The organism is Gordonia alkanivorans NBRC 16433, from assembly GCF_000225505.1.
In the GTDB taxonomy this organism is placed as follows: domain Bacteria; phylum Actinomycetota; class Actinomycetes; order Mycobacteriales; family Mycobacteriaceae; genus Gordonia; species Gordonia alkanivorans.
Genome location: NZ_BACI01000016.1, coordinates 108,746 through 133,771 on the forward strand (window position 1 = coordinate 108,746; position 25,026 = coordinate 133,771).

Annotated in this window: 24 protein-coding genes and 1 riboswitch; of the genes, 11 read left to right on the forward strand and 13 right to left on the reverse strand. The window is 68.4% G+C overall.

The window, feature by feature from the left end; genetic code table 11:
- Positions 1 to 242 precede the first annotated feature (242 nt).
- Positions 243 to 725, forward strand: a complete 483-nt coding sequence (locus GOALK_RS02175) for an NUDIX hydrolase (RefSeq protein ID WP_006357145.1) — start codon at positions 243 to 245, stop codon at positions 723 to 725.
- Here the strand turns inward: GOALK_RS02175 and GOALK_RS02180 are convergent.
- Both GOALK_RS02180 and thiE read right to left on the reverse strand, forming a co-directional pair.
- Complete coding sequence (locus tag GOALK_RS02180) at positions 722 to 1,090, reverse strand: hypothetical protein (protein WP_006357146.1); 369 nt, start codon at positions 1,088 to 1,090, stop codon at positions 722 to 724. The genes GOALK_RS02175 and GOALK_RS02180 overlap by 4 nt on opposite strands.
- A 350-nt stretch (positions 1,091 to 1,440) precedes the next feature.
- Positions 1,441 to 2,112 carry a thiamine phosphate synthase gene (gene thiE / locus GOALK_RS02185; protein WP_042375129.1) on the reverse strand — a complete coding sequence of 224 codons (672 nt, stop codon included), beginning with the start codon at positions 2,110 to 2,112 and terminating at the stop codon, positions 1,441 to 1,443.
- Positions 2,113 to 2,159: 47 nt separating this feature from the next.
- Positions 2,160 to 2,269: riboswitch (TPP riboswitch) on the forward strand.
- Between thiE and thiO the strand changes: the two genes are divergently transcribed.
- The 6 genes from thiO to GOALK_RS02215 all read left to right on the forward strand — a co-directional run bounded on the left by thiO (position 2,263) and on the right by GOALK_RS02215 (position 8,963).
- Positions 2,263 to 3,327 (forward strand): glycine oxidase ThiO, encoded by a 1,065-nt coding sequence (gene thiO / locus GOALK_RS02190; protein WP_006357148.1) that lies wholly within the window; start codon positions 2,263 to 2,265, stop codon positions 3,325 to 3,327. Its footprint overlaps the riboswitch before it by 7 nt.
- Positions 3,324 to 3,524: a sulfur carrier protein ThiS gene (gene thiS, locus GOALK_RS02195; RefSeq protein ID WP_006357149.1), complete on the forward strand. Its 201-nt coding sequence runs from the start codon at positions 3,324 to 3,326 to the stop codon at positions 3,522 to 3,524. Before thiO ends, thiS begins: the two co-directional genes overlap by 4 nt.
- Positions 3,517 to 4,338 (forward strand): thiazole synthase, encoded by an 822-nt coding sequence (locus GOALK_RS02200; protein ID WP_006357150.1) that lies wholly within the window; start codon positions 3,517 to 3,519, stop codon positions 4,336 to 4,338. The genes thiS and GOALK_RS02200 overlap by 8 nt, the downstream gene beginning before the upstream one ends.
- A 131-nt stretch (positions 4,339 to 4,469) precedes the next feature.
- Complete coding sequence (locus GOALK_RS02205; RefSeq protein ID WP_040003940.1) at positions 4,470 to 5,438, forward strand: ABC transporter ATP-binding protein; 969 nt, start codon at positions 4,470 to 4,472, stop codon at positions 5,436 to 5,438.
- Positions 5,435 to 6,193, forward strand: coding sequence for an ABC transporter permease (locus GOALK_RS02210; protein WP_006357152.1), 759 nt, complete (start codon positions 5,435 to 5,437; stop codon positions 6,191 to 6,193). The genes GOALK_RS02205 and GOALK_RS02210 overlap by 4 nt, the downstream gene beginning before the upstream one ends.
- 130 nt (positions 6,194 to 6,323) lie before the next feature.
- Entirely contained in the window at positions 6,324 to 8,963 is a 2,640-nt protein-coding gene (locus tag GOALK_RS02215; RefSeq protein ID WP_040003928.1) for a LuxR C-terminal-related transcriptional regulator, read from the forward strand.
- Here GOALK_RS02215 and GOALK_RS02220 read toward each other — a convergent pair.
- The 4 genes from GOALK_RS02220 to GOALK_RS02235 form a co-directional block, all read right to left on the reverse strand.
- On the reverse strand, positions 8,905 to 9,573 hold the full coding sequence (locus GOALK_RS02220; protein WP_006357154.1) for a phosphoribosyltransferase: 669 nt from the start codon (positions 9,571 to 9,573) through the stop codon (positions 8,905 to 8,907). The two genes, GOALK_RS02215 and GOALK_RS02220, sit on opposite strands and share 59 nt — an antisense overlap.
- Before the next feature lie 11 nt (positions 9,574 to 9,584).
- A complete protein-coding gene (locus GOALK_RS02225) occupies positions 9,585 to 10,046 on the reverse strand; it encodes a nuclear transport factor 2 family protein (protein WP_006357155.1) in 462 nt (153 codons plus the stop codon).
- Entirely contained in the window at positions 10,043 to 10,909 is an 867-nt protein-coding gene (locus GOALK_RS02230) for an SCO6745 family protein (protein ID WP_006357156.1), read from the reverse strand. Before GOALK_RS02230 ends, GOALK_RS02225 begins: the two co-directional genes overlap by 4 nt.
- A gap of 63 nt (positions 10,910 to 10,972) precedes the next feature.
- Positions 10,973 to 12,088, reverse strand: coding sequence for a DMT family transporter (locus GOALK_RS02235; protein WP_006357157.1), 1,116 nt, complete (start codon positions 12,086 to 12,088; stop codon positions 10,973 to 10,975).
- A 232-nt stretch (positions 12,089 to 12,320) separates the two neighbouring features.
- On the opposite strand from GOALK_RS02235, the gene GOALK_RS02240 reads away from it, so the two are divergent.
- The 4 genes from GOALK_RS02240 to GOALK_RS02255 all read left to right on the forward strand — a co-directional run bounded on the left by GOALK_RS02240 (position 12,321) and on the right by GOALK_RS02255 (position 16,865).
- Complete coding sequence (locus tag GOALK_RS02240; RefSeq protein ID WP_040003929.1) at positions 12,321 to 13,505, forward strand: ATP-grasp domain-containing protein; 1,185 nt, start codon at positions 12,321 to 12,323, stop codon at positions 13,503 to 13,505.
- Between the two features lie 152 nt (positions 13,506 to 13,657).
- Positions 13,658 to 13,846, forward strand: a complete 189-nt coding sequence (locus GOALK_RS02245; protein WP_006357159.1) for a hypothetical protein — start codon at positions 13,658 to 13,660, stop codon at positions 13,844 to 13,846.
- A gap of 110 nt (positions 13,847 to 13,956) precedes the next feature.
- The gene (locus tag GOALK_RS02250; protein ID WP_006357160.1) at positions 13,957 to 15,537 is read left to right on the forward strand and encodes an MFS transporter; all 1,581 of its coding nucleotides are present in this window, start codon (positions 13,957 to 13,959) and stop codon (positions 15,535 to 15,537) included.
- A gap of 65 nt (positions 15,538 to 15,602) precedes the next feature.
- Complete coding sequence (locus GOALK_RS02255; RefSeq protein WP_006357161.1) at positions 15,603 to 16,865, forward strand: oxygenase MpaB family protein; 1,263 nt, start codon at positions 15,603 to 15,605, stop codon at positions 16,863 to 16,865.
- Here GOALK_RS02255 and GOALK_RS02260 read toward each other — a convergent pair.
- From GOALK_RS02260 to GOALK_RS02290, 7 genes are all read right to left on the reverse strand, one after another.
- Positions 16,817 to 17,473: a hypothetical protein gene (locus tag GOALK_RS02260; RefSeq protein WP_006357162.1), complete on the reverse strand. Its 657-nt coding sequence runs from the start codon at positions 17,471 to 17,473 to the stop codon at positions 16,817 to 16,819. The genes GOALK_RS02255 and GOALK_RS02260 overlap by 49 nt on opposite strands.
- A 163-nt stretch (positions 17,474 to 17,636) precedes the next feature.
- Positions 17,637 to 18,380 (reverse strand): TetR/AcrR family transcriptional regulator, encoded by a 744-nt coding sequence (locus tag GOALK_RS02265; RefSeq protein WP_006357163.1) that lies wholly within the window; start codon positions 18,378 to 18,380, stop codon positions 17,637 to 17,639.
- A gap of 42 nt (positions 18,381 to 18,422) precedes the next feature.
- Complete coding sequence (locus GOALK_RS02270; protein ID WP_006357164.1) at positions 18,423 to 19,169, reverse strand: ABC transporter ATP-binding protein; 747 nt, start codon at positions 19,167 to 19,169, stop codon at positions 18,423 to 18,425.
- The gene (locus GOALK_RS02275) at positions 19,166 to 20,044 is read right to left on the reverse strand and encodes an ABC transporter ATP-binding protein (RefSeq protein ID WP_006357165.1); all 879 of its coding nucleotides are present in this window, start codon (positions 20,042 to 20,044) and stop codon (positions 19,166 to 19,168) included. Before GOALK_RS02275 ends, GOALK_RS02270 begins: the two co-directional genes overlap by 4 nt.
- Positions 20,037 to 22,046 carry an ABC transporter permease gene (locus GOALK_RS02280; protein ID WP_006357166.1) on the reverse strand — a complete coding sequence of 670 codons (2,010 nt, stop codon included), beginning with the start codon at positions 22,044 to 22,046 and terminating at the stop codon, positions 20,037 to 20,039. Before GOALK_RS02280 ends, GOALK_RS02275 begins: the two co-directional genes overlap by 8 nt.
- A 146-nt stretch (positions 22,047 to 22,192) precedes the next feature.
- Complete coding sequence (locus GOALK_RS02285) at positions 22,193 to 23,461, reverse strand: ABC transporter substrate-binding protein (protein WP_006357167.1); 1,269 nt, start codon at positions 23,459 to 23,461, stop codon at positions 22,193 to 22,195.
- Between the two features lie 343 nt (positions 23,462 to 23,804).
- Positions 23,805 to 24,980 carry a phosphatase PAP2 family protein gene (locus GOALK_RS02290; protein WP_006357168.1) on the reverse strand — a complete coding sequence of 392 codons (1,176 nt, stop codon included), beginning with the start codon at positions 24,978 to 24,980 and terminating at the stop codon, positions 23,805 to 23,807.
- Positions 24,981 to 25,026: the final 46 nt, after the last annotated feature.

Consider the following 25,026-nt stretch of genomic DNA (forward strand, 5'->3'; position numbering starts at 1 on the left):
TCCGGTGTGGCCGCTCGGTCGCCGGTCCCCGTTCCGGCTCCCGCGACCTGTAAGAAGAAATGACTCATCAGGGTCATCGCTCACCGGGTCGTGCGTGTTTCAGCCTATGCCATCGGGGAGGGTTCCTCCGGGCATCGCCGTCGCCACGCCGACGGGTTCGTGATCGCCCTGGCAGGTCGCGCGTGTCTCACTTACGGTGGAGGAAATCCGGCGATCGGCTCGTCGGGCGGCAAGGAGGCGTGGTGCGCGGAGACGGCGACGGCTGGCTGATCGATCCCGACGGTTCACGGTATTGGGGTGTTCACGGCGCGGCGGGTCTGCTGCTCCGGGCGCCGCTGACCGACGGCGCGACCGGCGTTCTGCTCCAGCATCGCGCCGCGTGGTCGCACCAGGGCGGCACCTGGGCCCTGCCCGGCGGTGCGCGCGACTCCCACGAGGGCGCCATCGACACCGCGATGCGGGAAGCCGAGGAGGAAGCCGGCATCGACAGCGCCGACCTGCGTGTCGTCGCCGCCGTCGTCACTCACGAGTCACCGGGCGGCTGGACCTACACGACGGTCATCGCCGAGACCGATGCGCCGGTCCGCACGGTCGCCAACTTCGAGTCGACGGAACTGCGCTGGGTCGAAGAACAGCACGTCGATCAACTCCCGCTGCATCCGGCGTTCGGCCGGGCCTGGCCCACCCTGCGCGAGCGGATCGCCGCACTCGACCCGCAGGGTTAGGGGCTGAGCAGCCGGTTGGCGCCGGAGATCAGCGCGGCGATGTTCGCCTCGTCCCCGGTCCTGCCCTCGCCGAAGGCCCACGCCTGCCGACCGTTGTTCTCACACAGCAGGAACGTGGCGATCGCCCCGTCGACCTCGCGCTGGTGCAGCCGCAGGATCTGAACGGGTGCGCCGAGGTCGTACAGGATCGACGTCATCGCGCCGAGCGGTCCGGCGGCGACAGCGCTGCACGACATGAGGCGATCGGCGATCGCGATGGTCGCGCGGCATTCGACGAGGTCCTGCCGCGCCGGTGCGACCGACCACGATCCGAGCCGGATGGCTCCGTTGCCCGCGTACTCGTCGGTGAAGTGTTGCCAGCTCATCCCGATGGCCTCCTCGCGCATACCCGCGGGCAGCGGACGGCCGAAGTGTTCGGTGATGGGATCTCCCGACGGCGCGGTCGTGTGCCTGTGTCGTGAGAAGGATGGGTGAGGCAGATGAAGAAGGTGCATCTCGAAAGCCGATTTCGGTCGAAGAACGGATGACCGACAAGAGCGTGCAACCGACCCGCAGCGGGGGGTCGGTCAGAATCAGACCCCGCTGCGGCGGGTTACGAGCGCGCTCTTGATGCACATCATGATCGGTCCAGGCTAGACCGCGGTGTCCGGATCAGGCAAACGGATTCCGCCTCGGCAGTCCACTCTGACAACCGACCCTGAGGACCACCCCTGGGCTACCACCGGCCGAGGAGGTCGGCGGCCGCGGCAGCGGGATCGGTGGCGGCGGTGATCGCCCGCACCACGACGATCCGGCGGGCACCTGCGGCGGTCACCTCCGGCACCCGCGGGGCGTCGATGCCGCCGATGGCGAACCACGGCTTGCCGGGCGCGGCGCCGGCGGTCGTCGTCACCAGGTCGAGGCCGGCAGCACTGCGACCAGGCTTGGTGGGCGTGGTCCAGCACGGGCCGACGCAGAAGTAGTCGACGTCGGGGTCGGCGGTTGCGGCCGCGGCCTGCTCGCGGTCGTGGGTGGACGCCCCGATGATCGTGTCGGGGCCGACGATCCGGCGCGCCACCTCCGGCGGCAGGTCGCCCTGTCCGACGTGGAGGACGTCGGCGCCCGAGAGAGCGGCGATGTCCGCGCGGTCGTTGACCGCCAGCAACGCGCCATGGGCGTCGACGACGCCCCGCAGCGCGGCGAGGATCTCGAGCTCCTCACGGGCCTCGAGCGTGCCGAACTTCTTCTCGCCCGCCGACCCCTTGTCGCGTAGCTGCACGATGTCGACGCCGCCGGCGAGGGCGGAGCCGACGAAGTCGAGCAGGTCGCCGCGCTCGCGTCGCGCGTCGGTGCACAGATAGAGCCGGGCGGAATCAAGGCGGCGGCGCGATTCGGAAGCAGTCGTCACGGCGACCAGGCTAGCCCTGCGTCGACCGGCCGGGCGTAGGGTGGACCGCGAGAACACACGGGAGCCCGGGCAGGCGGGCTGAGAGTGCGGACCCCTCCGCAGACCGTCGAACCTGATCCGGGTCATTCCGGCGAAGGAAGGTGATCTGGCTTGAGCAACACCCCAGCACGACTCGACCGTGCGCTCACCGTCGTCGGCGGTGGCGTGATCGGTCTGACCTGTGCGCTCGCCGCCGCCGACGCCGGCTGGCAGGTGTTCGTCGTCGACGCCGGTCACGACGAGCGGGCCTCATGGGTTGCGGGCGGGATGCTCGGCTCGCTGGGCGAGGGACATCCGGGGGAGGAGGCCGCGCTCGCGCTGTCGGTCGAATCGGTGCGGCGCTGGCCGACGCTGGTGAAGCGGCTCGACGACCCCGCGATCGTGACGGCCACCGACTCCCTGTTCGTCGCCGGTTCGGCAGCCGACGCCGAGTACCTGCGCCATCTCGCCGATTTCGTCTGGGCCAATCAGCCGCGCACCGACGCCACGCTCAGCACGGTGACGGGTCGTGAGATCCGTTCCCTGGAGCCGTCGTTGAGTTCGCGGCTCGTCGGCGGCTACCGGGCGGTCGGGGAGTGGTCGATCGACAACCGACGGCTGCTGGCGACCCTGCGCAGCGCCGGGGCCGCGGTCGGGGTGCGGTTCATGGATGCACGGGTGGAGAGCCTCGCCGACGTCCGCGAACAGGCCGGCCCGCGAGATCAGATCCTCCTCGCCGCCGGACTCGCCACGGCGGCACTGCTTCCCGAGGTGCCCCTCCACGCGGCCAAGGGGGAGATCCTCCGCTTGCGTCGGACACGGTGGTCGGTTCCGCCGCCCGGGCACGTGGTCCGGGCCCGGCTCCACGGCCGGGCGGTCTACCTGGTCCCGCGCGAGGACGGGATCGTGGTCGGCGCAACGCAATACGAGGCCGGTGACTTCGGCGACCGCACTCCGCAGGCAGGTGGCGTCGCCGATCTGCTCGCCGACGCGATCGAGGTCATGCCGGGACTGCGCACCTACGAACTGACCGAGGCGGGCGCCGGACTACGGCCGTGCACCGCCGACGGACTGCCGATCGTGGAGCGGATCGACGACCGTACAGTGGTCGCGACCGGCCACGGCCGCAACGGCATCGTTCTCGCACCGGGCACGGCGGACAGGGTGCTCGGGATTCTGGAAGGAGCATCCGCGTGACCATCACCGTGAACGGAGAGAACCTCGACGTGGGCGACGACGAGTCGGTGAAGGATGTCGTCACCCGCCTCGGACTGCCTGACCGCGGGATCGCGGTGGCCGTCGACGGCGCAGTCGTACCGCGAGGACGATGGTCGGAACACACGATGACCTCGGGAGCCGTAGTGGAGATCGTGACGGCGGTGCAAGGTGGCTGAGTCCGGCATCATCGACGGCGCAGACGTTTCCGAGGCAGACCCGCTTCGGATCGCCGGCCGCGAGTTCTCCTCCCGCCTCATCACCGGAACCGGTGGCGCGACGAATCTCGCGTCCCTCGAGCGTGCACTCGTCGCGTCGGGTACCGAACTCACGACCGTCGCCGTGCGTCGCGTCGACGCCGCGTCGGGGACGGGGGTGTTCGACCTGCTGCGCCGCCTGGACATCGCGGTCCTGCCCAACACCGCCGGATGCCACACCACCGCCGAGGCGGTGCTCACCGCGCAGTTGGCCCGCGAGGCGTTCGAGACGAACTGGGTGAAGCTCGAGGTGGTGGCCGATGAACGCACCCTGATGCCGGATGCCGTCGAACTCGTCGACGCCGCAGCCGCATTGGTGGCGGACGGATTCGTCGTGCTCGCCTACACCAACGACGACCCGGTCCTCGCTGCGCGACTCGCCGACCTCGGCGTCGCCGCGGTCATGCCACTCGGCTCACCGATCGGGACCGGACTCGGAATCCTCAACCCGCACAACATCGAGATGATCATCGACCACTGTTCCACGGCCTTCGACGATCCCCTCCCGGTGATCCTCGACGCCGGTATCGGCACCGCCAGCGACGCCGCTTGTGCGATGGAACTCGGTTGCGACGGAGTGCTTCTCGCGACCGCCGTCACCCGTGCGGAGAATCCGGAGCGAATGGCGACCGCGATGCGGCATGCGGTGATCGCCGGACGACTCGCCGCACGGGCGGGTCGCATCCCGAAACGGTTCTGGGCGCGGGCATCGTCGCCGACGCCGGAGCGGGGCTGATCCCACGCAACTGCCTGCTGCCCGACCCGCCCTTTGCTGCCTGAGGTGCGGGGAGCGCAAGCGACGAGCCTCGAGGGCCCGGTGTGTCGCAACCACCCGGCGCACCCCCGGTCGGCGGCTATGGTCGACTCGTGTTGCGGGTAACGAATCTGACGAAGGACTTCGGGAGTCAGCGCGCGGTCGACAACCTCACCTTCGAGGTGGGGCCGGGGCGGGTCACCGGCTTCCTGGGGCCCAACGGTGCTGGTAAGTCGACGACGATGCGCATGATGCTCGGACTCGACCGTCCGACGTCGGGGACCGCGACCATCGACGACGTGCCGTACTGCGATCTCGACCATCCGCTGCGCCAGGTCGGTGCGCTGCTCGACGCACACTGGGTCCACCCCAATCGGAGTGCGCGTTCGCATCTGCGTTGGCTCGCCGCGAGCAATCGGATTCCGAAGTCCCGGGTGGACGAGGTGCTCGAGATCGTCGGCCTGGCGTCGGTGGCCCGGAAGCGTGCCGGTGGGTTCTCGCTCGGTATGTCGCAGCGGCTCGGACTCGCGGGTGCGCTGCTCGGCGACCCGCACACCCTGTTGTTCGACGAACCGGTCAACGGGCTCGATCCCGAGGGCATCGTGTGGATTCGGGGCTTCATGCGGCAGTTGGCCGCCGAAGGCCGCACCGTACTCGTCTCCAGCCATCTGCTGACCGAGATGTCGCTGACGGCAGACCATCTCGTCGTCATCGGTCGTGGGCGTCTCATCGCCGACTGCTCGGTCGGTGAGTTCACCGGCCGGGCCCGGCAATCGGTGCGGGTGCGCGGACCCGAACTCGAGAAGCTGCACACCGCACTGGCGAAGGCCGGCCTCGCGCCGGCGCCCGGTGCACCCGACGCCCACGGGCGGCCGGTGATGCGGGTACCCGACACGACGACCGACCGCGTCGGGGACATCGCCGCCGCGGCCGGCGTGACGCTGCACGAGCTCGCCGCCGAATCGGCCTCGCTGGAGGAGGTGTTCATGTCTATGACCGCCCACGCCGTCGACTATCACGGTGGCGACGGCTTCCGGTCCGTCGAATCCGGTCCGGGCACCCCGGAAGGGAGCCGGCGATGATCGGCCAGGCGCTCGCGGCGGTTGACGCCGAACGCATCAAGCTGTCGAGCACCCGTGCCCCGTACTGGTGCCTCGCGATGGTGGTCCTGTTCGGCATCGGCGTTGCGGTCCTGCTCGGTTGGCTGCTGTCGGGCGGTTACGCCGACTCGGCGTCGGTAGACACCCGGACCATCGACTACCTGGTCGGCGTCAACCAGTTCGGGGCCGCGGTCTTCGCGATCATGGCCGTCCTGGGCGTGACCACCGAATACCGGTTCGGCACCATCCGGCCGACCTTCGCCGCAGTAGCCCGACGGCCCCTCGTGATCCTCGCGAAGACCGTCGTGTTCGGTGGACTCACCTTCGTGGTGGCCGCGATCGTGGGGCTCCTCGGTGTCGTTCTGGGGCAGGCGCTCACCGGTAACGGCATCGCGCTCGGTGGTCCGGACACGATACGACAGCTCTGGGGCACGCCGGTTTTCGCGATGCTGTGCGCACTGATCGGGCTCTCGGTGGGTGCTCTCGTACGGCATTCCGCCGGAGCGGTGGCGATCGTGCTGGGATGGATGTTCGCGCTCGAACGCATCCTGTCGGTGCTCCCGCGTATCGGCGAGAACATCACGCCGTTCCTGCCGTTCCTCAACGGCTGGAACTTCTTGTCCGGCGGCGACCCCACCTTCCACTGGAACGCCTACGGCTCTTTGGCGTACTTCGCGGTGGTCACCGCGATCCTCTTGACGATCGCAATTGTCGTGACCAGTGCCCGGGATGCGTAGTTTGCGGATCTGCTCATACGTCCTGTGACCCGGAACGGCCGCCGAGAGAGGTGCGATTCGGCGGCCGAATGACGATTGACGATCCTTCGCGCAGCCCGCCGAAGGCCGCCGCGGACTAAAATTCAGTGGTATGTCCACAAATTGGCCGATGGTCGAGCGTGAGCGTGAGTTCCGCACGATCCTCGCCGCACTCAGTGGAAAGACGAACGGATGCGGGGTCGTGCTCACCGGCGATTCGGGGGTGGGCAAGACGACCCTCGCCCGGCATGTCACCGCCGAACTGCCGACCGGCGTGCGCTGGGTGGCCGGGACCGAGTCGGCACGATCGATTCCGTTGGGGGTCTTCGCCCACCTGGTCGGTCCGGCGACGTCGAGCGATCCGGTCACTTATCTGGCGGCCGCCCGGGAATCTCTGCTCGCCGACGGTGATGTCGTCATCGGAGTCGACGACGCGCATCTGCTCGACGAGTTGTCGGCCACCCTGCTTCATCAGCTCGCGATCGACCGTGCGGTGCACATCGTGGCGACCGTCCGGAGCGGGGAGGCGGTGCCGGACGCCGTCACCTCCCTGTGGAAGGACAATCACCTCACCCGGATCACGCTGTCGCCGTTCACCAAAGAGCAGAGCGTCGAGCTGATCGAATCCGTCCTCGGTGGGCAGCTCGAAGAGCATTCGGCCTCCCTGATGTGGGAGGCATCGGGTGGAAACGCCCTGTTCCTGCGGCATCTCGTGGACGGCGCCCGCCAAGCGAACACCTTGCGACAGGTCAACGGGGTCTGGCAGTTGCGCGGCCGCGCGGCCATCACCTCCGAACTCGCATCGCTGCTCGAGGGGCGGATCGAACAACTCGATGCGTCGGTCCTCAGCGCGCTCAAGTACCTGAGCCTGTGTGAACCGCTCGACATCGACGTGCTCGCCGAACTCGCCGGCGAGGAGGCCGTGGAGGAGGCCGAGATCGCCGGCCTCGTCCGCATCACGCGCGACGGCCGCCGGTTGAATGTCGCCTTCCACCACCCGCTGTTCGGCGAGGTGATCCGCCGCAGACTCGGGATGGTGTCGTCCCGACGACTCCGCGGCAACCTCGTCGAGGCGCTGCGATCCCGCCCCACCGACACGCCCGCCGAGCGGATCAGGCTCGCCGACCTCGCGATCGAGAGCGACGTCGAGATCGATCTGTCGCTCGTTCGCACCGCGGCGAGCGACGCCCTCAAACTCGCGCAGACCTCACTCGGTGAACGGTTCGCGCGGGCGGCCCTCGTCGAGGGCGCCGGGGTCGACGTCGCCGAACTGCTCGCACGCGCCCGGATGTGGCAGGGCCATCCCGACGAGGCCGAGGAGATCCTGTCGCGGTTCTCCCCGGACGATCTGGACGAGGCGCAACTCCTGCTCTGGGGGAATCTGCGGATCGGCAACGCGTTCTGGGCCCTGGGCGACGCCGACCGTGCCGGTGAGATCCTGCAGATGCTGCGCAAGCGGGACATGCAGCCCGCGCTCGTGCCCATCGTCACCGGCATCGCCTCGGCCTGCGCGCTGTTCGAGAACCGGATCGGTGAGGCGATCACGTTGTCGGACAGTGTCTTCGCCGAGAAGCGCAAACTTCCGTGGGCGATCGAGTGGGCCGTGTTCGGTGGTTCTCTCGCGCGAGCAGTCGCAGGCCGCGGGAACGAGGTGGAGGCCCTGGCCGCGCACTCGCGTGAGGTGGAGGTCGACGGACTCCTCCGGTTCCCGACGGGTTTCGGCGAGATCCTCGCCCTCACGCTGACCGGCCGGCTCGACGACGCGGACACTGCCGCCGGGCGCTTCCTGACGGCCGCCCAGACCGCGCAGTACCTGGGTTGGGCCATGTCGGAGATTCTCGTTGCCGCCGTGGAACTCTCGCGCGGCGCATGCGTCTCGGTGACCCGGCGGATGGAGCAGACCCTCGCCACCCTCGACAGCGGTGAGTTCTCGGAGTCCTGGAACTTCCCGGCCCACATCTTCTTGATCCAGGCACTGAGTGCACTCGGTCAGGTCGACCGTGCCGCCGAGGTGCTGGAGAAGGCGAGGGCCCGGTACGGCAGGCACGTCGCGATCTTCGGTCCGATGCTGGCCATTGCGCAGGCCTGGCAGTCGGCGGCCGCCGGCACCATCACGCCGGCCGTCGCGCTTCTCCGTCGAACCGCCGAAGAGACAAGGGAGACAGAACAACTTGCCATCGAGGCGGAGGCGCTGCACTCGGCGGCCAGGTTCGGTGACGCCACCGTCGCCCAGCGACTCACCGAACTCGCCGGACTCGTCGACGGCCCACTGGCACCGCTGTACGCCCGGCACGCCATCGCGCTCGCTGCCGGTGACGCCGTCGAACTCGACCTGTGCTCAGCCGATTTCGAGTCACTGGGCGTTCGGTTGTCGGCGGCCGACGCCGCCGCGCAGGCGAGTGTGCTGCATGATTCGGCGGGCAGCAGGTCGGCGACCGTTGCCTCGGCGGCGGTGGCCAACCGACTCGCCTCGGAATGCGGCGGTCTGCGCACGCCCGCGCTCATCACCGCCGCACAACCGCTCCCGTTGACCTCACGTGAACGCGAGGTCGCGAATCTCGTTGCGGCAGGCCTGTCCAACAAGGAGATCGCGGAGCGGCTCACCGTTTCGGTGCGCACCGTCGAGGGGCACATCTACCGTGCGTCCACCAAACTCGACGTCACCGACCGTGAGGGCATCGCCAAGCTGTTGCTCAAGGACGGTGATCGCGCTCCAGGCACTCGATCACCTCTTCGTCGTCGATCTGACTGAAGTCGTCGTAGGAGAGTCCGACCGCCTCGAACGGTTCCGGGGTGGTCAGTACGACGACGTCGTCGACGCCCCGATCGATGAGGCGGCCGACCGAATCCGACGGTGCCGTGGGTACGGCCACGATCAACCGTGCGGCACCGGCGGCATCCATCGCGTCGATGGCCACCGCCATCGTCGAGTCGGTGGCGAGACCGTCGTCGACCAACACCACGACCCGGTCCTCGACCTCGACCGGTGGCCGTCCGCCGCGATAGAGCTCCTCGCGGTTGTGCAGGATGCGACGTTCCCGGTCGGCTACCGCGTCGAACTCGGCACGCGAGACGCCCAACCGGCGGGGTATGTCGTCGTTGACCACGAGATGGCCGGCGGTCAGGGCGCCCATCGCGAACTCCTCGTGTCCCGGTGCGCCGATCTTGCGTACGACGAGGGCGTCGAGGTCGCCGCCCGTCGCATCGGCGACCTCACGGGCCACGGGCACCCCGCCGCGCGCCAGGCCGATGACCACCGGCCTGGCCCCGTGGGTGTCCTCCCGGGACCGCAGGACCTCCGCGACCCGGGCGCCGAGGGCACGTCCCGCCGCGATTCGGTCGGGGAAGACGCGGCCGGACATGTCGGGTGTCCTCAGAGGTGCACCGCGGGACCGACCTCGAGCTTGAAGCTCGGCAGATCGGCCAGTCCGATGGTGGCCTCGTAGGTGCGGTCGTAACCGGTGGCGCTGATGCGCCAGCCGTCCTCGGTCCGGCGGTAGGTGTCCTCGTAGAAGGCGGCTCCGATCAGCATGAACGAGAACTCGGCGACGATCACGCGGTCCTGCAGATACCAACGGCCGCGGGCGGTGTCGCCGGAGACCTCGATCTCGGGGTGGTTCACGCGGTGCTCGGTGATGACCGCCGGACCGACGTTGGCCTCCATGTACCCCACGAGCTCGTCCCGGTTGGCGAAGGACAGGCTCGCACCGTAGTTGCCGGTCACATCCTCGGTGAGCGTCGACGCGAACGTCTTCCAGTCCTTGGTGTCGAGTGCCCTCAGGTAGCGGTACTTGAGGTTCTCGATCTCGCGGACGTCTTCGTTGTGATTGCTCACTTGCGCCTCGTTCCGGGCAGGACGCCGGCATCGAGCACGGCCTTCACGATCGGACGGGTCCGTTCGAGCAACTCGGAGTTGCCCGACCACAGCGACTCGCCCGCGGCGTCGGTGGTCGCCTCGATGTCGTCGTACACCGCGGCACCCTGTGCCGTGAGTCGATGGCCGTCCTCGGTCCGTTCGGCCAGGCCCGCCTCCGCCAGTCGGTCGATGCTGTCCTCCCAGTCCTGTTCGGTGTAGCCACGCGTGAGCAGCACGACGCGCTTGCCCATGACCTTGCGTTTGACCGTCGGGCCGGGCAGCTGGGCCTCGTGGAAGACCGCCGCATCGAAGCCGTTGAGTCCGTGCAGGACGAGGGCGGCGATGTGGTTGTCGCCCCGCCACTCCCGCAGTACAGCGGTCGCCTGCCACAACCTCAGGCGCGGTGTCTCCGGGATCGGCGCCGACGCCCACGCCGCAGCGAGGGGACGACCGCCGAGCGGAAGGTCCGCGGCGAGCCGGGTGTACCCGGAGGCGAGTTCGTCGAGGAGGGCGTCGTCGGCGGAATCGCCGAGGATCTGCCGCAGGGAGTCATCCAGCATCGCGTTGCGACGTTCGTGGACTCGGTCGAGGCCTGCGTCGACCGCGGCGTGCCAGGACTTGGCGACCAGGTCGGGGTTGAAGTTGTAGAACGCGGCGGAGACGACCGGGGCGGCGCAGGGGCCGAGGGGAGCTCCGCGTGCGCCCACGTAGAAGGCGTGGCCGTCGAGACCGGTGTCCTCTTGTGCGGGGCCGAGTCCCGGGTTGAAGTACGCGAGAATGTGGAAGGGCTCGAGGGTCTCGTAGGCGAGGCGGGAGAGCGACGTGGTCGCTGTGGGCGTCATCACCCCACCTTCTCCACCGGCGGAACGGGTGTCAACCACTTTCGCGGCGATGGACGCTCGCGATCAGTTGTGCCGCGAGTCCCGGCTGCCGACGGATCGATCGCCGGACGCGGAGCCGTCCGGACGCAACCCTGCGTCGTCGTCGCGCGAGTCGGGATCACCCGGTCCACTTCGGAACTCCGCCTCGAAGGCCTCCGCCTCGAACGCGCCGGGTTCGGACTTCTCTGGGTCGGAATACTCCGGCTCCTCGCGGCCGCGACGCCAGCCGCCCTTCATCGGCGGAGCCTCACCGAGGTGGTCGGGGTCGACCGAGCCGTACCACGCCACCAGCACGGCACCGATGACGGCGCCGACGAAGCCGAGGATCGCAAGCCAGCCGAGTCCGGGCTTGGCCGTGTCCTCGAGGAACACCACACCCACCAGGCTGGGTCCGGCGGTCTCGCCGACCACCAGCACGGCGGTGACGCCGTTGACCGCGCCGAGCTGGAGCGCGACGGTCTGGATGTAGAAGCCGACCGCGCCCGCTGCGGCGATGGTCCACGCCGCCGGGTCGGTCAGGAACGCAACGGGATCGAACGGCTGGACGCCGTCGAGGATGCGGACCGAGATGGCGATGATGCCGAACAACAGACCCGCGGCGGCGCCGCCGACGATGGCGCCGGCGGCCGAACCGAGGTTGTAGACGGCGACGAGCGCGAAGGCGCACAGCGCGACGGTGGCGAGGAACAGACCCCAGTGGAAACCGACCTCTTCGCCGCCGCCGGTGTGATGCGACGAGGAGACACCGAGCAGGCACAGCGACATGACGACGAGCCAGATGGCGACCCATTCGCGGGTGTGCAGGGCGATGTTGAGGATGATCGTGCCGAGGAGTGCGGTGACGACGAGGTTCGCCGACACGATGGTCTGCGACAGGAAGAGCGGGAGGAACCGCGCGGCGAGTGCCCCGCCGGCGAAGCCGAAGACGACCATCGTGGTGCCGAGGATGAAGGCGGGATCGACGAAGGTCGACATCGTCGAGGAGATGGTGGGAGCACCCGTCTCGGTGGTGATGCCCTTACCCTCTTCGGCGGCTGCCGCGGCGACACGACGCGCGCCGAGCGCGCGGAGCACCGTCGACATCCCGTAGGCGACAGCGGCAAGGCATGCGGCGATGACGCCGACCACGAACAGTTGCATGCCTCCTCCAACTCGGTCCGGAACCCCCGGGTTCTCGAGGTCATCCGGTCCGTCGCCCAATCCGACTGCCTGCCACCACAGGCTCGACCGGCACAACAGCCCGGTCGTGCGGAAACTAACAGGACGAACCGACAGATAGATACCGAATATTCCCGTAGTGTCCGATTCCATTCAACAGGCGTAGGGCCGACGCGGCGCGTCAGGGTCCGGAGTACCCCCTAGACTCTGTCGGGTGGACAGCGCCGGACGAGCTCATGTACTGATCACCTCCGGTCGGTCGTTCCTCTCCCTGGAACTCGCACGACTCATGGCTGCGGGTGGCCATCGCGTGACGACCGTCGACTCTATTCCCGTCGCCATCAGCAGATTCTCCAACGCGGTAGGCGAATTCCACCGTGTTCCGCCGCCGAAGTTCGAGCCCCTCGAATACTGTCGTGCCCTCGCCCGGATCGTCGAGGAGAACGACGTCGACATGGTGATCCCGGTGCACGAGGAAACCGACATCATCGCGATGCTCGCCGAACTGTTCCCGCCGACGTGTCGGCTCTTCCTCTCCGACTTCGACATCGAGAACCGGCTGCACCACAAGTACGAATTCCAGGAACTGCTCGTCGAACTCGGAATCCCCACCCGCACATTCGCGTGGGTCGCCGGCCCCGAGGACGCGGGTTCACTCGACTTCGACAAGCCCTTCGCGCTCAAGCGGTGTTACTCGCGCGGTTCGCAGAAGGTGCACAAGGTGCAGCCGGGGGACCCGCTCACCTGGCTCGAGCACGACGAACAGAACCCGTGGGTTGCACAGGAATGGGTCTCGGGCGACAAGTACTGCACCTACTCGGTGTGCCACGAGGGCCGGATCTACGCGCACGCCACCTATCCGGTCGACTACGCCATCGACGGCAGCTCATGCCTGAACTTCCGGTCCGTCGACCACCCGCGCATCCAGGCGTGGGTCGCCGACATCGTCGAGCGCGTCAACTTCACCGGGCAGATCGGCTTCGACTTCATCGAGGACGGACCGGACGAGGACCTGTTCTGCATCGAGTGCAATCCGCGCGCGACGAGCGGCATCATGATGTTCTCTCCGGAGGACGGCGTAGACCGCGCCTTCCTCGGCACCTCCGACCCCGACACCGAGATCATCACTCCCGCACCCGGTGTCGACAAGATGATCGGTGTCGGCATGATGCTCTACGGATGGCGTGCGCCCTCTCGCAACGGCCGGTCGTTCCGTCAGTTCGCACGCGACTTCCGCGGCGCGTCGGATGTGATCACCCGGTCCGGCGACCAGAAGCCGGCGGTCCTGCTCCCGTTCGCCTACGCGGGCATCCTCCGCAGCTGTCTGAAGTACCGGGTCGGGCTCGCCGAGGGGTTCATGCACGACCACGAGTGGGACGGTCTGCGGATCAGCCTCTGAGCCCGGTCCACGGACCGGTTCCACCCGTGTCCCCCAGATGTGCGACACGATCTCCGGCCCTGTCGGCGTAGACTCGAAACCTAGCACCACCTGCGGCGATGGGTCACGTGAGCGGGTTCGGTGCGGGGGAAACGTGCTCGAGGGGGCTCGCTATGTACACATCCAAGATCACTCGTCGTCTGACTGTCGGGATCACGACTGTCGCCGCGGCCGGCGCACTCGCACTCGCCGGTGCGCCCACCGCCGCAGCGGCGCCGGTCGAGGCGCAACCCGTCGTGGGGTCCGTGGCGCTCTGCTTCGGAGTCCCGCTGGGTTCGCTGTCGTTCAACATCTGCATCTGACGGCACGACTCTCCCGTCCCGGGGCCGATGGTCCCCGGGACGTGACAATTCCGTGCCGCTGACGCGCGGAAGTCCTGCTCGGGCAGTGATTCCGCACGTACGATTCACCGATGACGTCGACGACGCCCGAGGGTGACACCGGTACGGCACCGGCACGCGCGCGTGCGATCCTCGTCGCGCTGATCCTCGTCGCGGGCGTGGCCAACATCAACCTCGCGGTGGCCAACGTCGCGCTGCCCGACATCGGCAAGGATCTCGACGCCAGTTCGACGCAGCTGAACCTCATCGCGGTCGGGTACTCGCTGGGTCTCGCGGCGTCGGTGCTGTACTTCGGTGCGCTGGGAGATCGCCACGGCCGCAAGCGGATGCTCGTGTTCGGCATGGCTCTGTCGATCCCGGCGTCGCTCGTGGCCGGCTTCGCGCCGAACGTCGAGGTCTTGTTCGGTGCCCGTCTGGTCGGCGGCATCGCGGCCGGCCTGGCCTTCCCGACGACCCTCGCGGTGATCACCGCGCTGTGGTCGGGTCCCAAACGCACCCGGGCGATCGCCGCCTGGTCGGCGTTCGGCGGAGCGATCTCCGCTCTCGGACCGGTGATGTCGGGTGGTCTGCTGGAGGTGTTCGACTGGCATTCGGTGTTCCTGGTGACCCTGCCGCTGGCGGTCCTCGCGCTGGCGGCGGCATGGAGGCTGGTGCCCGACGACACCGGCGACGAGGCGGCGGTCGTCGACAACCTCGGCGGCATCGTCTCGATCGTGATGGTCGGGGCGCTGGTCCTCGCCATCAATTTCGCCCCCAACAGCGATCAGCGGCTGCAGGTCTACATCCTCGCCGCGATCGCGATCGTCGCCGGTGCCGGATTCGTGTGGCGGCAACTGCGCGTGCGTGTTCCGCTCTTCGACCTCCGCATCGCATCCCGACGCACCTTCTGGGTCGCGGCGCTCGGCGGGCTCATCGTCTTCGGCACGCTCATGGGCGCGATGTTCATCGGCCAGCAGTACATGCAGAACGTGCTCGGCTACTCGACTCTCGCCGCGGGCGCGACGATCCTGCCCGCCGCCGGCGCGATGGTCGTCGTCGCACCGCGGTCGGCCAAACTCGTGCAGAGCATGGGATCACGGTTCACCCTGCTGTCCGGGTACGCCTTCATCGTGCTCGGGCTGGTGTTCGCGATGCTCACCTGGGATCAACACGCCCACTTCTGGCACGTCGGGCTCGTCTACGTCCTCGTCGGCATCGGCGTGGGCCTGGCCGGCACCCCGGCGTCGCAGTCGCTCACCGGATCGGTGCCCGTCCAGCGGGCGGGCATGGCGTCGAGCATGTCGGATCTGCAGCGCGACCTCGGCGGAGCCATCCTGCAGTCGACGCTCGGCGCGATCCTGACGGCCGGTTACGCCAACCAGTTGCGGGAGACGATCGCGAACTCCCCGCAGGCGGATCAGGTCACCGACCAGACCGAGGCGGCGCTCACCAAGTCCTTCTCGAGCGCCGAGGTGCTCGCCGAGCGGTATCCGCAGTACGCCGATCAGATCATCGGCGCCGCCCGGGACGCCTTCGTGCACGGGGACAACCGCGCCTACGGTGCCGCCGCGGCGATCGTGCTGGTGGGCGCCGCCATCGTCTTCTTCTTCTATCCGGATCACGACGGCGAGCGCGCGGCCATGGCCGAGTACGCGGAGCAGCGCAGTCTCTGAGGTCGCTCTCGGCCGGCGCGGGAAAAACGAATGGAAAGTGAGCACGCACGTGTTCTCATTGAGTCATGGAGCGGATACCCACTGATCTGGTGAACGCCGACCTGGCCGTACAGCGATACGGGGAGGCCGGACGAGTCTGGCTCGACCAGATGTGGCTCGCCGATCCCCTCGCCGACGCGGTGGCGGCCGACTCGCATCCGGGCGGGTCCACGACCACCGTGCTCCGGAGAGCGCTCGCCCACGGGATCGGATCGCTCGACGAGTCCACCGAGTCGATGCGGGCGCTGTTCGCTTTTCTCGACGACGAGCCGGACTGGGTCGACCACGATCGGATGGCCCGGGCCGCGGACGCGCTCATCGTCAACACCGCGCCGCTCGGCATCGTGCTGGGCGCGGCTTCGCTGGTGCGCGGCGCGGGAAACACGATCGCCGCCAAACCCCTTGCGATCACCGGACGCTATGTGTCGCAGCCGGCGATGCGGTCGGTGGAGGTGGGGGAGTGGCTGAGTCAGGTCATCACCCCGGGCGGGATGCGACGCGACGGAGACGGTTTCGCCTACACCGTGCGCGTCCGCATGATCCACGCGCACGTCCGGCAGATGCTGTGGAAGCGCGGCGACTGGAACGAAAATGCTTGGGGTGTACCGATTCCGCAGCCGTACATGGCGTTCACGATCGCCGAGTTCGGCCACATCGCGATCGACGCGATGCACACCCTCGGGGTCCGGTTCACCGACCGTGAGCTCGAGGACATCTACCACCTCTGGCGTTACGTCGGCCATGTCGTCGGGATGAGTCCCGAACTCGGCCCGACGTGCGAGGCCGATCATGTCCGCATCGAAGAGCTGTACCGCCTGACGTCACCGGGACCCGGGCCCGACGATCACGACTTCGTGGTCGCGCTCACCGAGGACTACCTCGTCCCTGAGCTCGCCAACGTACTGCCCGGCCCGCGCATCCTGCGAGATCGATTGGCCACCAACCTCATGTACGGGTTGCAGCGGGTGTTCATCGGCGATGACGACGCCGATGCCCTGGGCATGCCGGACGGGAAGATCAAGCACCTTCTCGGCCGGGTCGGTCCGTCCCTCGCGCTGGCCGGCTCGGCACAGCGTCTGGGCGGCTCACGGCGCGCTCGTGCACGGATCGAGAAGGCCTACCGCGTGCGCGATGCCGAGATGGCCCGGATGCGCGACGACTACCGGGTCACCCATGGTCTGGTCGATGCGGCCGCGAACTCCGCATCGTCGGGCCAGCCGCCGGTTGCCGGGCCGACCGCTCAGCCGCCGAATGCGCTTGCGGCGGTGACGTCCTCGGTCAGGCAGTAGCCGATCGAGGTGGGCTGTGTGAAGGTCCACTTCGTCTGGTCATCGGGGCAGCCGATCGATCCGTCGCCGCGGCTGACAGTCTTGGCGATGACCGTGTTGTCCACCGGGGATGCGCCGCATTCGACCTCGCGGTAGTCGGCGAGCTTTCCGCCGTTGAGCGGGATCTGATAGCAGGTGTCGGTCGCGAAGTTCGGTGTCATGCACAGTTTCTGGTCTCCGCCGGAGAAGGTGAGGGTCGAGGTGTAGTCGGCGGTGCATTCCGCGTCGGACGCCACCTTGTCGGCGGCGAAGAAGGTGAGGCCCTCGGTGCCCTCGCAGTCCTCCTTGGTGGCCTCCACCTTGCCCTCGCCGGCCTCGTCACCGATCTGCAGGCACTCGCCGACGTCGATGTCGGAGGCCTCCTCGACGGTCTGGGAGCCGATGCTGAAGCTGCAGGCCGTCAGGGCGGTGAAGCCCAGACAGGCGACGATGACGGTGGCGCGGCGACCGATCTGCCACAGCGGCCGGCGGGGGCCGGAGATGGGGCCGATCTCCGTGTTGTGCAGGGTGTCGATCTGCTCGGTCGCGAGGTGGTCGGTGTCGGGCTGGGTGTTCTGCGGGCGGGACATGGGGTTTCCTCTCCTGGGCGGTCGTCGTCCGGGGTGCCCGGAGGCGGTTCGACCGCGGGGGTTCGTGTGACAGGAGAAAGAATCGCCCGATCCGCTTGTGGGGAACTTGGGGTCGACTTGTCCGGACCTTGGACCGTCTTGGACAGAGTTCTTGAATGGGGTGTCAGCGCTGGTCGAGCGACGCGTCGAGCGCCTGGAGCTGCTCCGGCCGGACGTCGCGGAGCACGGCCATGGTGGCGGTGATCGCGAGGTCGCAGGCCTCGTCGATGCCGGCGCCGTCGACGATGAGCGCACGATGCGCGACGTCGAGACTCATGCCCAGCAGCAGAGACGCGAGCGTGTCCGCGCCCGCGGAGATGTCGGCACCGCGCTCGGCGTAGTTCTTCCGCAACCGCGCGGAGATCCTCGGTTCGAGTGCGGCATACAGGCGCCGGTTGCTACCGCCGCCCCCACTGTGTCCCATGAGCACCCGCAGGCCGGCGGGATGGTTCCGGGCGTAGTCGAACAGGCACTGCACCGAATGGCGGGCCCGCGCCCCGTAGGGCATGTCCTCGCTCTCGTCGTAGACGCGGAACATGAACGAGGTGAAGATGTCGAGCTCGCGGTTGATCACGCGGGCGACGAGCTCATCGCGGGACCCGAAGTGTGCATAGAGCGTCACCCGTGTCGTGCCACCGCGTTCGGCGATCGCGGTCATCGTCGCCCGGTCGGCGCCCACCTCGGCGATCACCTCGCAGGCGGCATCGAGCAGTTGTTCGTCGGTCGGACGATTCCGGGTGCTGCGTGCCGGACGGTCCTGGCCGGTGCGGCGCCGAGCGGACCGGCCGGGCCCTCGCCCGTTGGGATCGTGCCCGTTCGGATCGTGGGTGTTCGGATCTTGGGTGTTCGGATCGTCGACCGTGACCACGGCGTCCCCGGATTCGTCGGTGGTGGCGTTCTTCGGCCGGTCTCAGGAGGCCTGTTCCTCTATGGTGCGACCGAAGTATGCGGCCTCCACCATGTCCCGACGGCTGCGCAGGTCGGCGGCACTCGCCGACAGTGCGACCCGGCCGTGATGGAGGACGATCGCCGAGTCCGCGATCCCGAGGGCGAGGTCGATGTGCTGCTCGACGAGGACGACCGCCATCTGGTGCTCGTCGGCGAAGGCGCGGAGCCGCGGGAGCAGATCCTGCACGGCGACCGGAGACAGGCCGAGACTCATCTCGTCGATGAGCAGAACGCGCGGACGCGCGAGGAGTGCCTTGGCCAGGGCCAGCATCTGCTGTTCGCCGCCGGAGAGATTGCCGCACTGCCGCGAGCGCATGGTCTTCAGTTTCGGGAAGTACCCGAAGACCGTGTCGAGATCGGTTCCGTTCTTGCGCTTCGCGAGTCGCAGATTGTCCGATACCGACAGCTTGTGGAAGAGGCCGCGGGTGTCGGGGACCAGGGTCACGCCGCGGCGGGCGTTGCGTTCGATGTGATGGTCTATCGGTTCGCCCAGCGCGGTCACGCTGCCCGACATCAACGGCAGGGCGCCGACGGTGGCGAGCAGAGTGGTCGTCTTGCCTGCACCGTTGGGGCCGAGCAGGGCCAGGATCTCCCCGGCGCGGACCGAGGCGCTCAGACCGCGCACGGCCGGCACACCGCCATAGCCGACGGTGATGTCGTCGAGTTCGAGGACGGAGGACGCCGAGGAGGCGTCGTTCGGCGTGCTCATCGGTTCTCCTCGGGCGCGGCGGTCGTGGTCGGTTCGGTTCCGGCCGCGAGATCGGTTGGCCCACCGGATGACCCGGCCGCATCGAGCTCGGCCACCGCATCCGGGTCCACCTCCGGGCTTCCCAGGTAAGCGGAGATCACCGCCGGATCGTCCTGGATGGCCGCGGGTGTGCCGCTGGCGATGACCTTCCCGAAGTCGAGCACGTAGAGGCGGTCGCAGACGTCGAGGACCAGCGACATGTCGTGGTCGATGAGGAGGATTCCGATGCCGGTGGCAGCGATGCGCCGCAGCTCGGCACCGAAGTCGCGGCTCTCGTGGGTGTCGAGGCCCGCCGCCGGCTCGTCGAGCAGGACGAGTCGGGTCCCGCCGACCAGGGCCCGGGCGACGCCCACCAACTTCTGTTGTCCCAGCGTGAGTTCGCCGGGACGCTGATCGGCGGCGTCGCGCAGACCGACGAGATCGAGTGCGTGGTCGATGGTCTCGGCGGGTGGCCGCGAACCGTTGAGCACGTCCGACACCATCGCGCGCAGGCCGACGGGCTGCACGGCGACGGCCAGGTTCTGGGAGACGGTGAGGTCGGTGAACAGCTCGCCGGCCTGCCAGGTGCGTGCCATTCCGGCTCTACGCCGACGATGCGGCGAGGCCTTCTCGAGGCGTTCACCGGCCAGCGAGACGGTGCCGGTGGCCTTGGTGAACCCGGTGACGGCGTCGACGAAGGTGGTCTTTCCCGCGCCGTTGGGGCCGATCAGGCCGACGATCTCGCCGGAGCCGACGGTGATGTCGACGTCGGTGTTGGCGCTGACACCGCCGTAGCGGACGGAGAGCCCGCCGGTCTGGAGCAGGGTGGTCCGTTCCAGGACGGTCGACTCAGACATGGACACCTGCCTCCGCGCTCTGCGCCGCACCGGGCGCCTCGGGTTTTGGATCCGGTTCTCGGCGGTGCCGTAGGGCCCGGATCTTGTCGCCGAGTTCGGACGCCGCGCCGGCCACGCCGACGGGGTTCATCACCGCCATCAGCAGAAGGCTGCCCGCGGCGATCAGTTCGTAGTACTCGCCGAAACTCAGTGTCTGGGTGAGGAACACATAACCGACGCCGAGCGGGCCGATGATGCCGGCGATGACGGCGCCGGCGAACGAGGTGATTCCGCCGACGTAGGTCATCGCGAGCAGCGTCAGGCCGATCATCACGGTGAACGAGCCGGCCGAGAGCTGGCCGCGGCTGTAGCCGATCAGGCAGCCACCGATGCCGGCCAGGAAGGCCGACAGGGCGAAGCCGAGGAGTTTGGTTGCGGCGACGTTGATTCCGACCGATGCCGCCGCGCGTTCGTTGGAGCGAACCGCGAGGAAGGCGCGGCCGGTGGAGCCGCCCATGAACCGAAGGACCACGAGGGTGGCGATCGCGACGACGACGAGAACCATCAGCGCGAACCGCAGGGTGACGAGGTTGGTGCCGTCGCGCACACCGAGGTCGATGCCGAAGAGTGTCGGGTCGGCGATCATGTTGCCCTCGAACGCGGTGATGGCCGGGTTGTTGAACACGAAGCTCTGGATCGCCAGTGCCGCGGCCAGGGTCACCACTGCGAGCTGCGCGCCGCGGATACGGAGGGCCGGCACGCCGACCAGCACGCCGAGTCCCGTCGCGATCAGTGCGGCGAACAGCATGCTGAACGGGAACGGCACATTCCAGTTGGTGGTCAGCTTCGACAGGGCGAATCCGGCGGCGCCGGCAAAGGCCATGGACGCCAACGAGATCTGGCCGAGGTAACCGGTCAGCAGGACCAGCGAGAGCGCGATGAGCGAGAGGATCACCGAGGTGACCACGCCGAACCGCCAGGTGCCGGAGGTGAGCAGGATGGCGAGGACGACGGCCGCGACGATCGCCACGGTCGGGATGACCCGGATGCGGGGGATGCGCACCGCAGGCATGCGTACCTCGCCGAGCGAGCCGCGCGACGGGATTCGTCCGCCGAGGAGGAACAACGCGATCACCACGATGACGAAGGGCACGGCGTCGCCGAGACCGGCCTGCGCCCACTCCGGCCACCAGGCCTTGGTGGCGAGCCACGAAATCACCGACTGGAAGGCGCCGAGCACTAGTCCTGCCGCGCAGGCGACCCCGAAGGAGGTGAGCCGTCCGACGAGTGCGACCGCCAGCGCCGGGATGACGAAGAAGGTGTAGCTGGTGACCGTCAGGCCGATGGTGAACGAGGCCAGCACGACGATGAGGCCGGTGGCCGCGCCGGTGATGACCCACACGATGGCGGCGAGGCGGTCGGGGGAGTAGCCGGACAGGCGGGCGGCCAGTTCGTCCTCGGATCCGGCGCGCGTCGCGACCCCGAGCGTGGTGAGACGGAAGTAGGCCCACAGCAGCAGGGACACCGCGATGGCGACACCGGCCAGGATCAGGTCGGAGACGTTGACGACGGCACCGGCGATGTCGACGGTGTCCTCGGGCAGGATCGACTGGGCGAACAGATTTTCCGTGTCGAAACGCAGCTGGACGAGGGCCTGGAGGAAGAGCATTAGGCCGACCGACGCGACGACTTGTGCGAGCACGGGCGCGTGTCGTAGGGGACGGAAGACGAGGACGTGGGCGAGCAGGGCCCAGACCACCGCGCTGACCACGCCGAGGGCCAGAGCGAGTTCCATCGACGTGGGGTTGTCCTCACTGCCGATACTCAGGGTGCCGATGGGCAGGACGAGACTGCCGTCGGTGCGCAGCGCGGCGACGAGATAGACCGAGTAGAGACCGATGGCACCCTGGGCGAAGTTGATGATTCCGGTGGCGGCGTAGATGCCGACCAGAGACGAGGCGAGTACCGAGTAGATGGCACCCGCGGCTAGCCCGAGGAAGGCGAACTGGAGGAACTGGCCCATGTGCGTACTCATTCGTTCGGCGCGTGTGCATCTCACGCGGACGGATTGCGCGGACGGGTGGGTGGGTCACCCGGGAGAACGGTCGGGGAGCGGGTGGTGGGGATGGGCCCCGGGTGCGGGGCCCATCCCCACCGTGTCGTGCTCGGTTACGCGGCGCCCGGGATGAGCGCGAGCGCGGCCGGGAGCGGGGTGATGAATCCCCCGGTGGCGGGCTCGGTCTTCTTGTCGGCGACGACGTTGAACAGCAGCATCTCGGTGGTGCAGTTCGGGCTCGTCGGCTTGCCGCAGTTGAGCTTCGGTCCGATGAAGGACTGGTAGTCCTTGACCGCCTTCAGTGCGCCGAGGATGCTCGGGCCGGTGTAGTCGCTGAGCTCGGCGTTGCCGACGGTGGTCGCGAAGTCGGCGAGGATCGAGAAGGTGCCGTAGGCGTAGAAGCCGGCGGTGCCGCTCTGGTCGTCGATGAACTTCTGGGCGGTCTCCAGGTTGCCCTTGACCTCGGCCGGGGTGGAGTCGAGCGCCGGCGTCTGCCAGAACGGTGAATACGTCTGCGCGCCGACGGCCTGCTGGCCGAGGGTGTCGATGAAGTCGGTGCAGGCGGCCAGGAAGATGGTGCCCTCGAACTTCACCGAGCGCAGCGACTGGGCGAGCTTGGTGCAGACGTTGTCGTTGGGTGCGGTCATGAGACCGGCCGCGTCGGGACTGCCCTCGGCGAGCTGGCTCGCCAGCTGCGTGAAGTTGGGTCCGGCCGGCGGGTAGTACACCGACTTGACCTCGATGCCGAGCTGCGCGCCGAGCGGCTTCATGAGTCCGTCGAAGACCTGATGTGCCTGCGGCAGATCGGCATTCGCGAGCGTGAGTGAGTTCTTGCCGTCGGCCTTCAGCTGCTGCATGAAGCCGACGAGGAACGCGGCCGGCGGCGGTCCGAAGTACACACGGTTGTCCGCCGATGCGCCGGTGATGGTGCTGAACGGGATCTGGCCGACCAGCGGGATCTTCGCGGCGGTCAGGATCGGCACGGCGGCAGCGGATTCGGCGTTGAATCCGTCGATCGCGGCGACCACGCCGGCTTCGACGAACTGGTTGGCGCACGACACCGTCGACTCGGGTGCGGTCTGGTCGATACCGCAGTCGATGATCTCGATGGGGCGGCCGTTGATGCCGCCGATCTGGTTGTTGATGTAGTCCACGGCCGCCTGCTTGCCGGTGGTGACACCGGGCTGGGTGGCCGGGCCCTTGGAGGGGTTGAACAATCCGACCTTGATGGCTTCGCCGGAGGCCTTGGTACCGCTGGAATCCGCGGCGGAGCCATCCGATCCGCCGTCGTCGCTGCTACATGACACGACGGAGAAGATGCACGCCGCGGCCACGGCGACCGCCGCCAGCCGTCCGGCTCCTCGAGAGTTCGACAAACGCATGTTTCGACTGCCTTTCGGCGATGGTCTCCGGGCACGACGAAGCAGCCCGGGAAGCGGGCACGGCGACATCGCCCCGGCGGGGCTTGAAGGTGAGTGAGTTCGTTAACCCAGTCGTCGGACTGGATGCGAGATTCGGCACCGTCCGCCCAGTTCACGGGCGGTGAGTCCACCTCGGGTGTGACGTGGACCACCCGAAAATTCGCCGTATCCTTACTCTGGTGTCAAGCTGTTCGGGCTAACTGGACACACACTGACGCCCACGACACGACGAGATGGCGCGTGCGGGTGAGTTCGCAACGCGCAGTGGGACAAACGATTCAGTAAGGGAAAGCGGAAAGCGCCGTCAGTGAACGGTGACGCCGCCGTTGTCGTCGACGGTCACCCGGGCGGTGTAAGCCCGAACGAGATCGAGGCGCTGCCAGGAGGCGCGTCCCGGTCGCTGGTCGTCGAGCGGGTAGCCGGCGGGATGCGCGGTCGCAACGAGGATCTGGCGACGCTGCGCGTCGGACAGTGACGGGAAGGCGGGTGAGATCATGTCGACGGCCTGCTGTGGCACCACCATTCGATGCGTGGGCGAGGCGACCCGGCCGAAGCCGTACGTGAGGCGGTCGGTGTAGATACGCTTCGCCTCGTCGTCGGTCAGATACGGGGTGTCCTGGTTAATGCAGGTGGACAACGGAGCACCGCAACGCCATTCGAGTTCACGACGGATCTCGGTCGCGGAGGCGCGGAGCAAACGCTTGAATTCCGGGTCGTTCCACCGGTCGGCGGCCGCGGCTTGGCCGACCATGGCGCCGCCGATCACGTCGAGCGGGTAGTGCACGCCGAGTACGACGCGGTGGTAACCGCCCTCGGAAGCACGGGTGAGGAACTGCGGGGCGAACTCGGGAAGCATCAGCGCGAGAAGCGTTCCGCGCCAGAAGAACATGCCCGCGTGTCCGGAGGGGAAGGACGGGTTGGCCCCGAGGGCGTCGTACTCGTTTTCGTCGGTGCGCGTGTACTTCCGGATTCGCTTGGGGGCGACGACGAACGGGCGGTCGTTGCCGAAGACGTACTTCTCGACCAGCGTCGTGTTGGCGATGCCGCCACCGCGGGCCAGGTAGTCGCTGAGGATCGACTTGGTCTTGGGCAGGCGACCGGCAGCCAGTGCGTTCCGGAAGTGGCTTCCGAGTTTCTGTCCGAACGCGTCGGACATCGTCACGAGCGGATCGTCGTGGGCGTCGGTGAGTGCGCGCCGCTGCAGGGCGGGGTCGTCGGCCGCGGCCTGGTTGATGGCCACGACCTTGTCGAGGTTCTGCGCCATGATCTCGGGGTGGTCCCGTCGCAGCGCGCTGAACGTCTCGATGGGCTGCAGGTAGACGCCGCCGGGGAACGACGAGACGTCCGACGGATAGAGCCGGGCGAGATCTCCGGTCGGGAACGGCACCGGTGTGGGCTTCGCGGGGGCGGCCTGTGTGGGGGCGACCAGCGCGACGGTGGCGGCGACTGCGGCCGCGGTCGCGATGACAGGCGCGAACATCCGCGTGAGGGTCCGCCGGCGTGGGCGAGGTGCGGCGGTCCTGCGG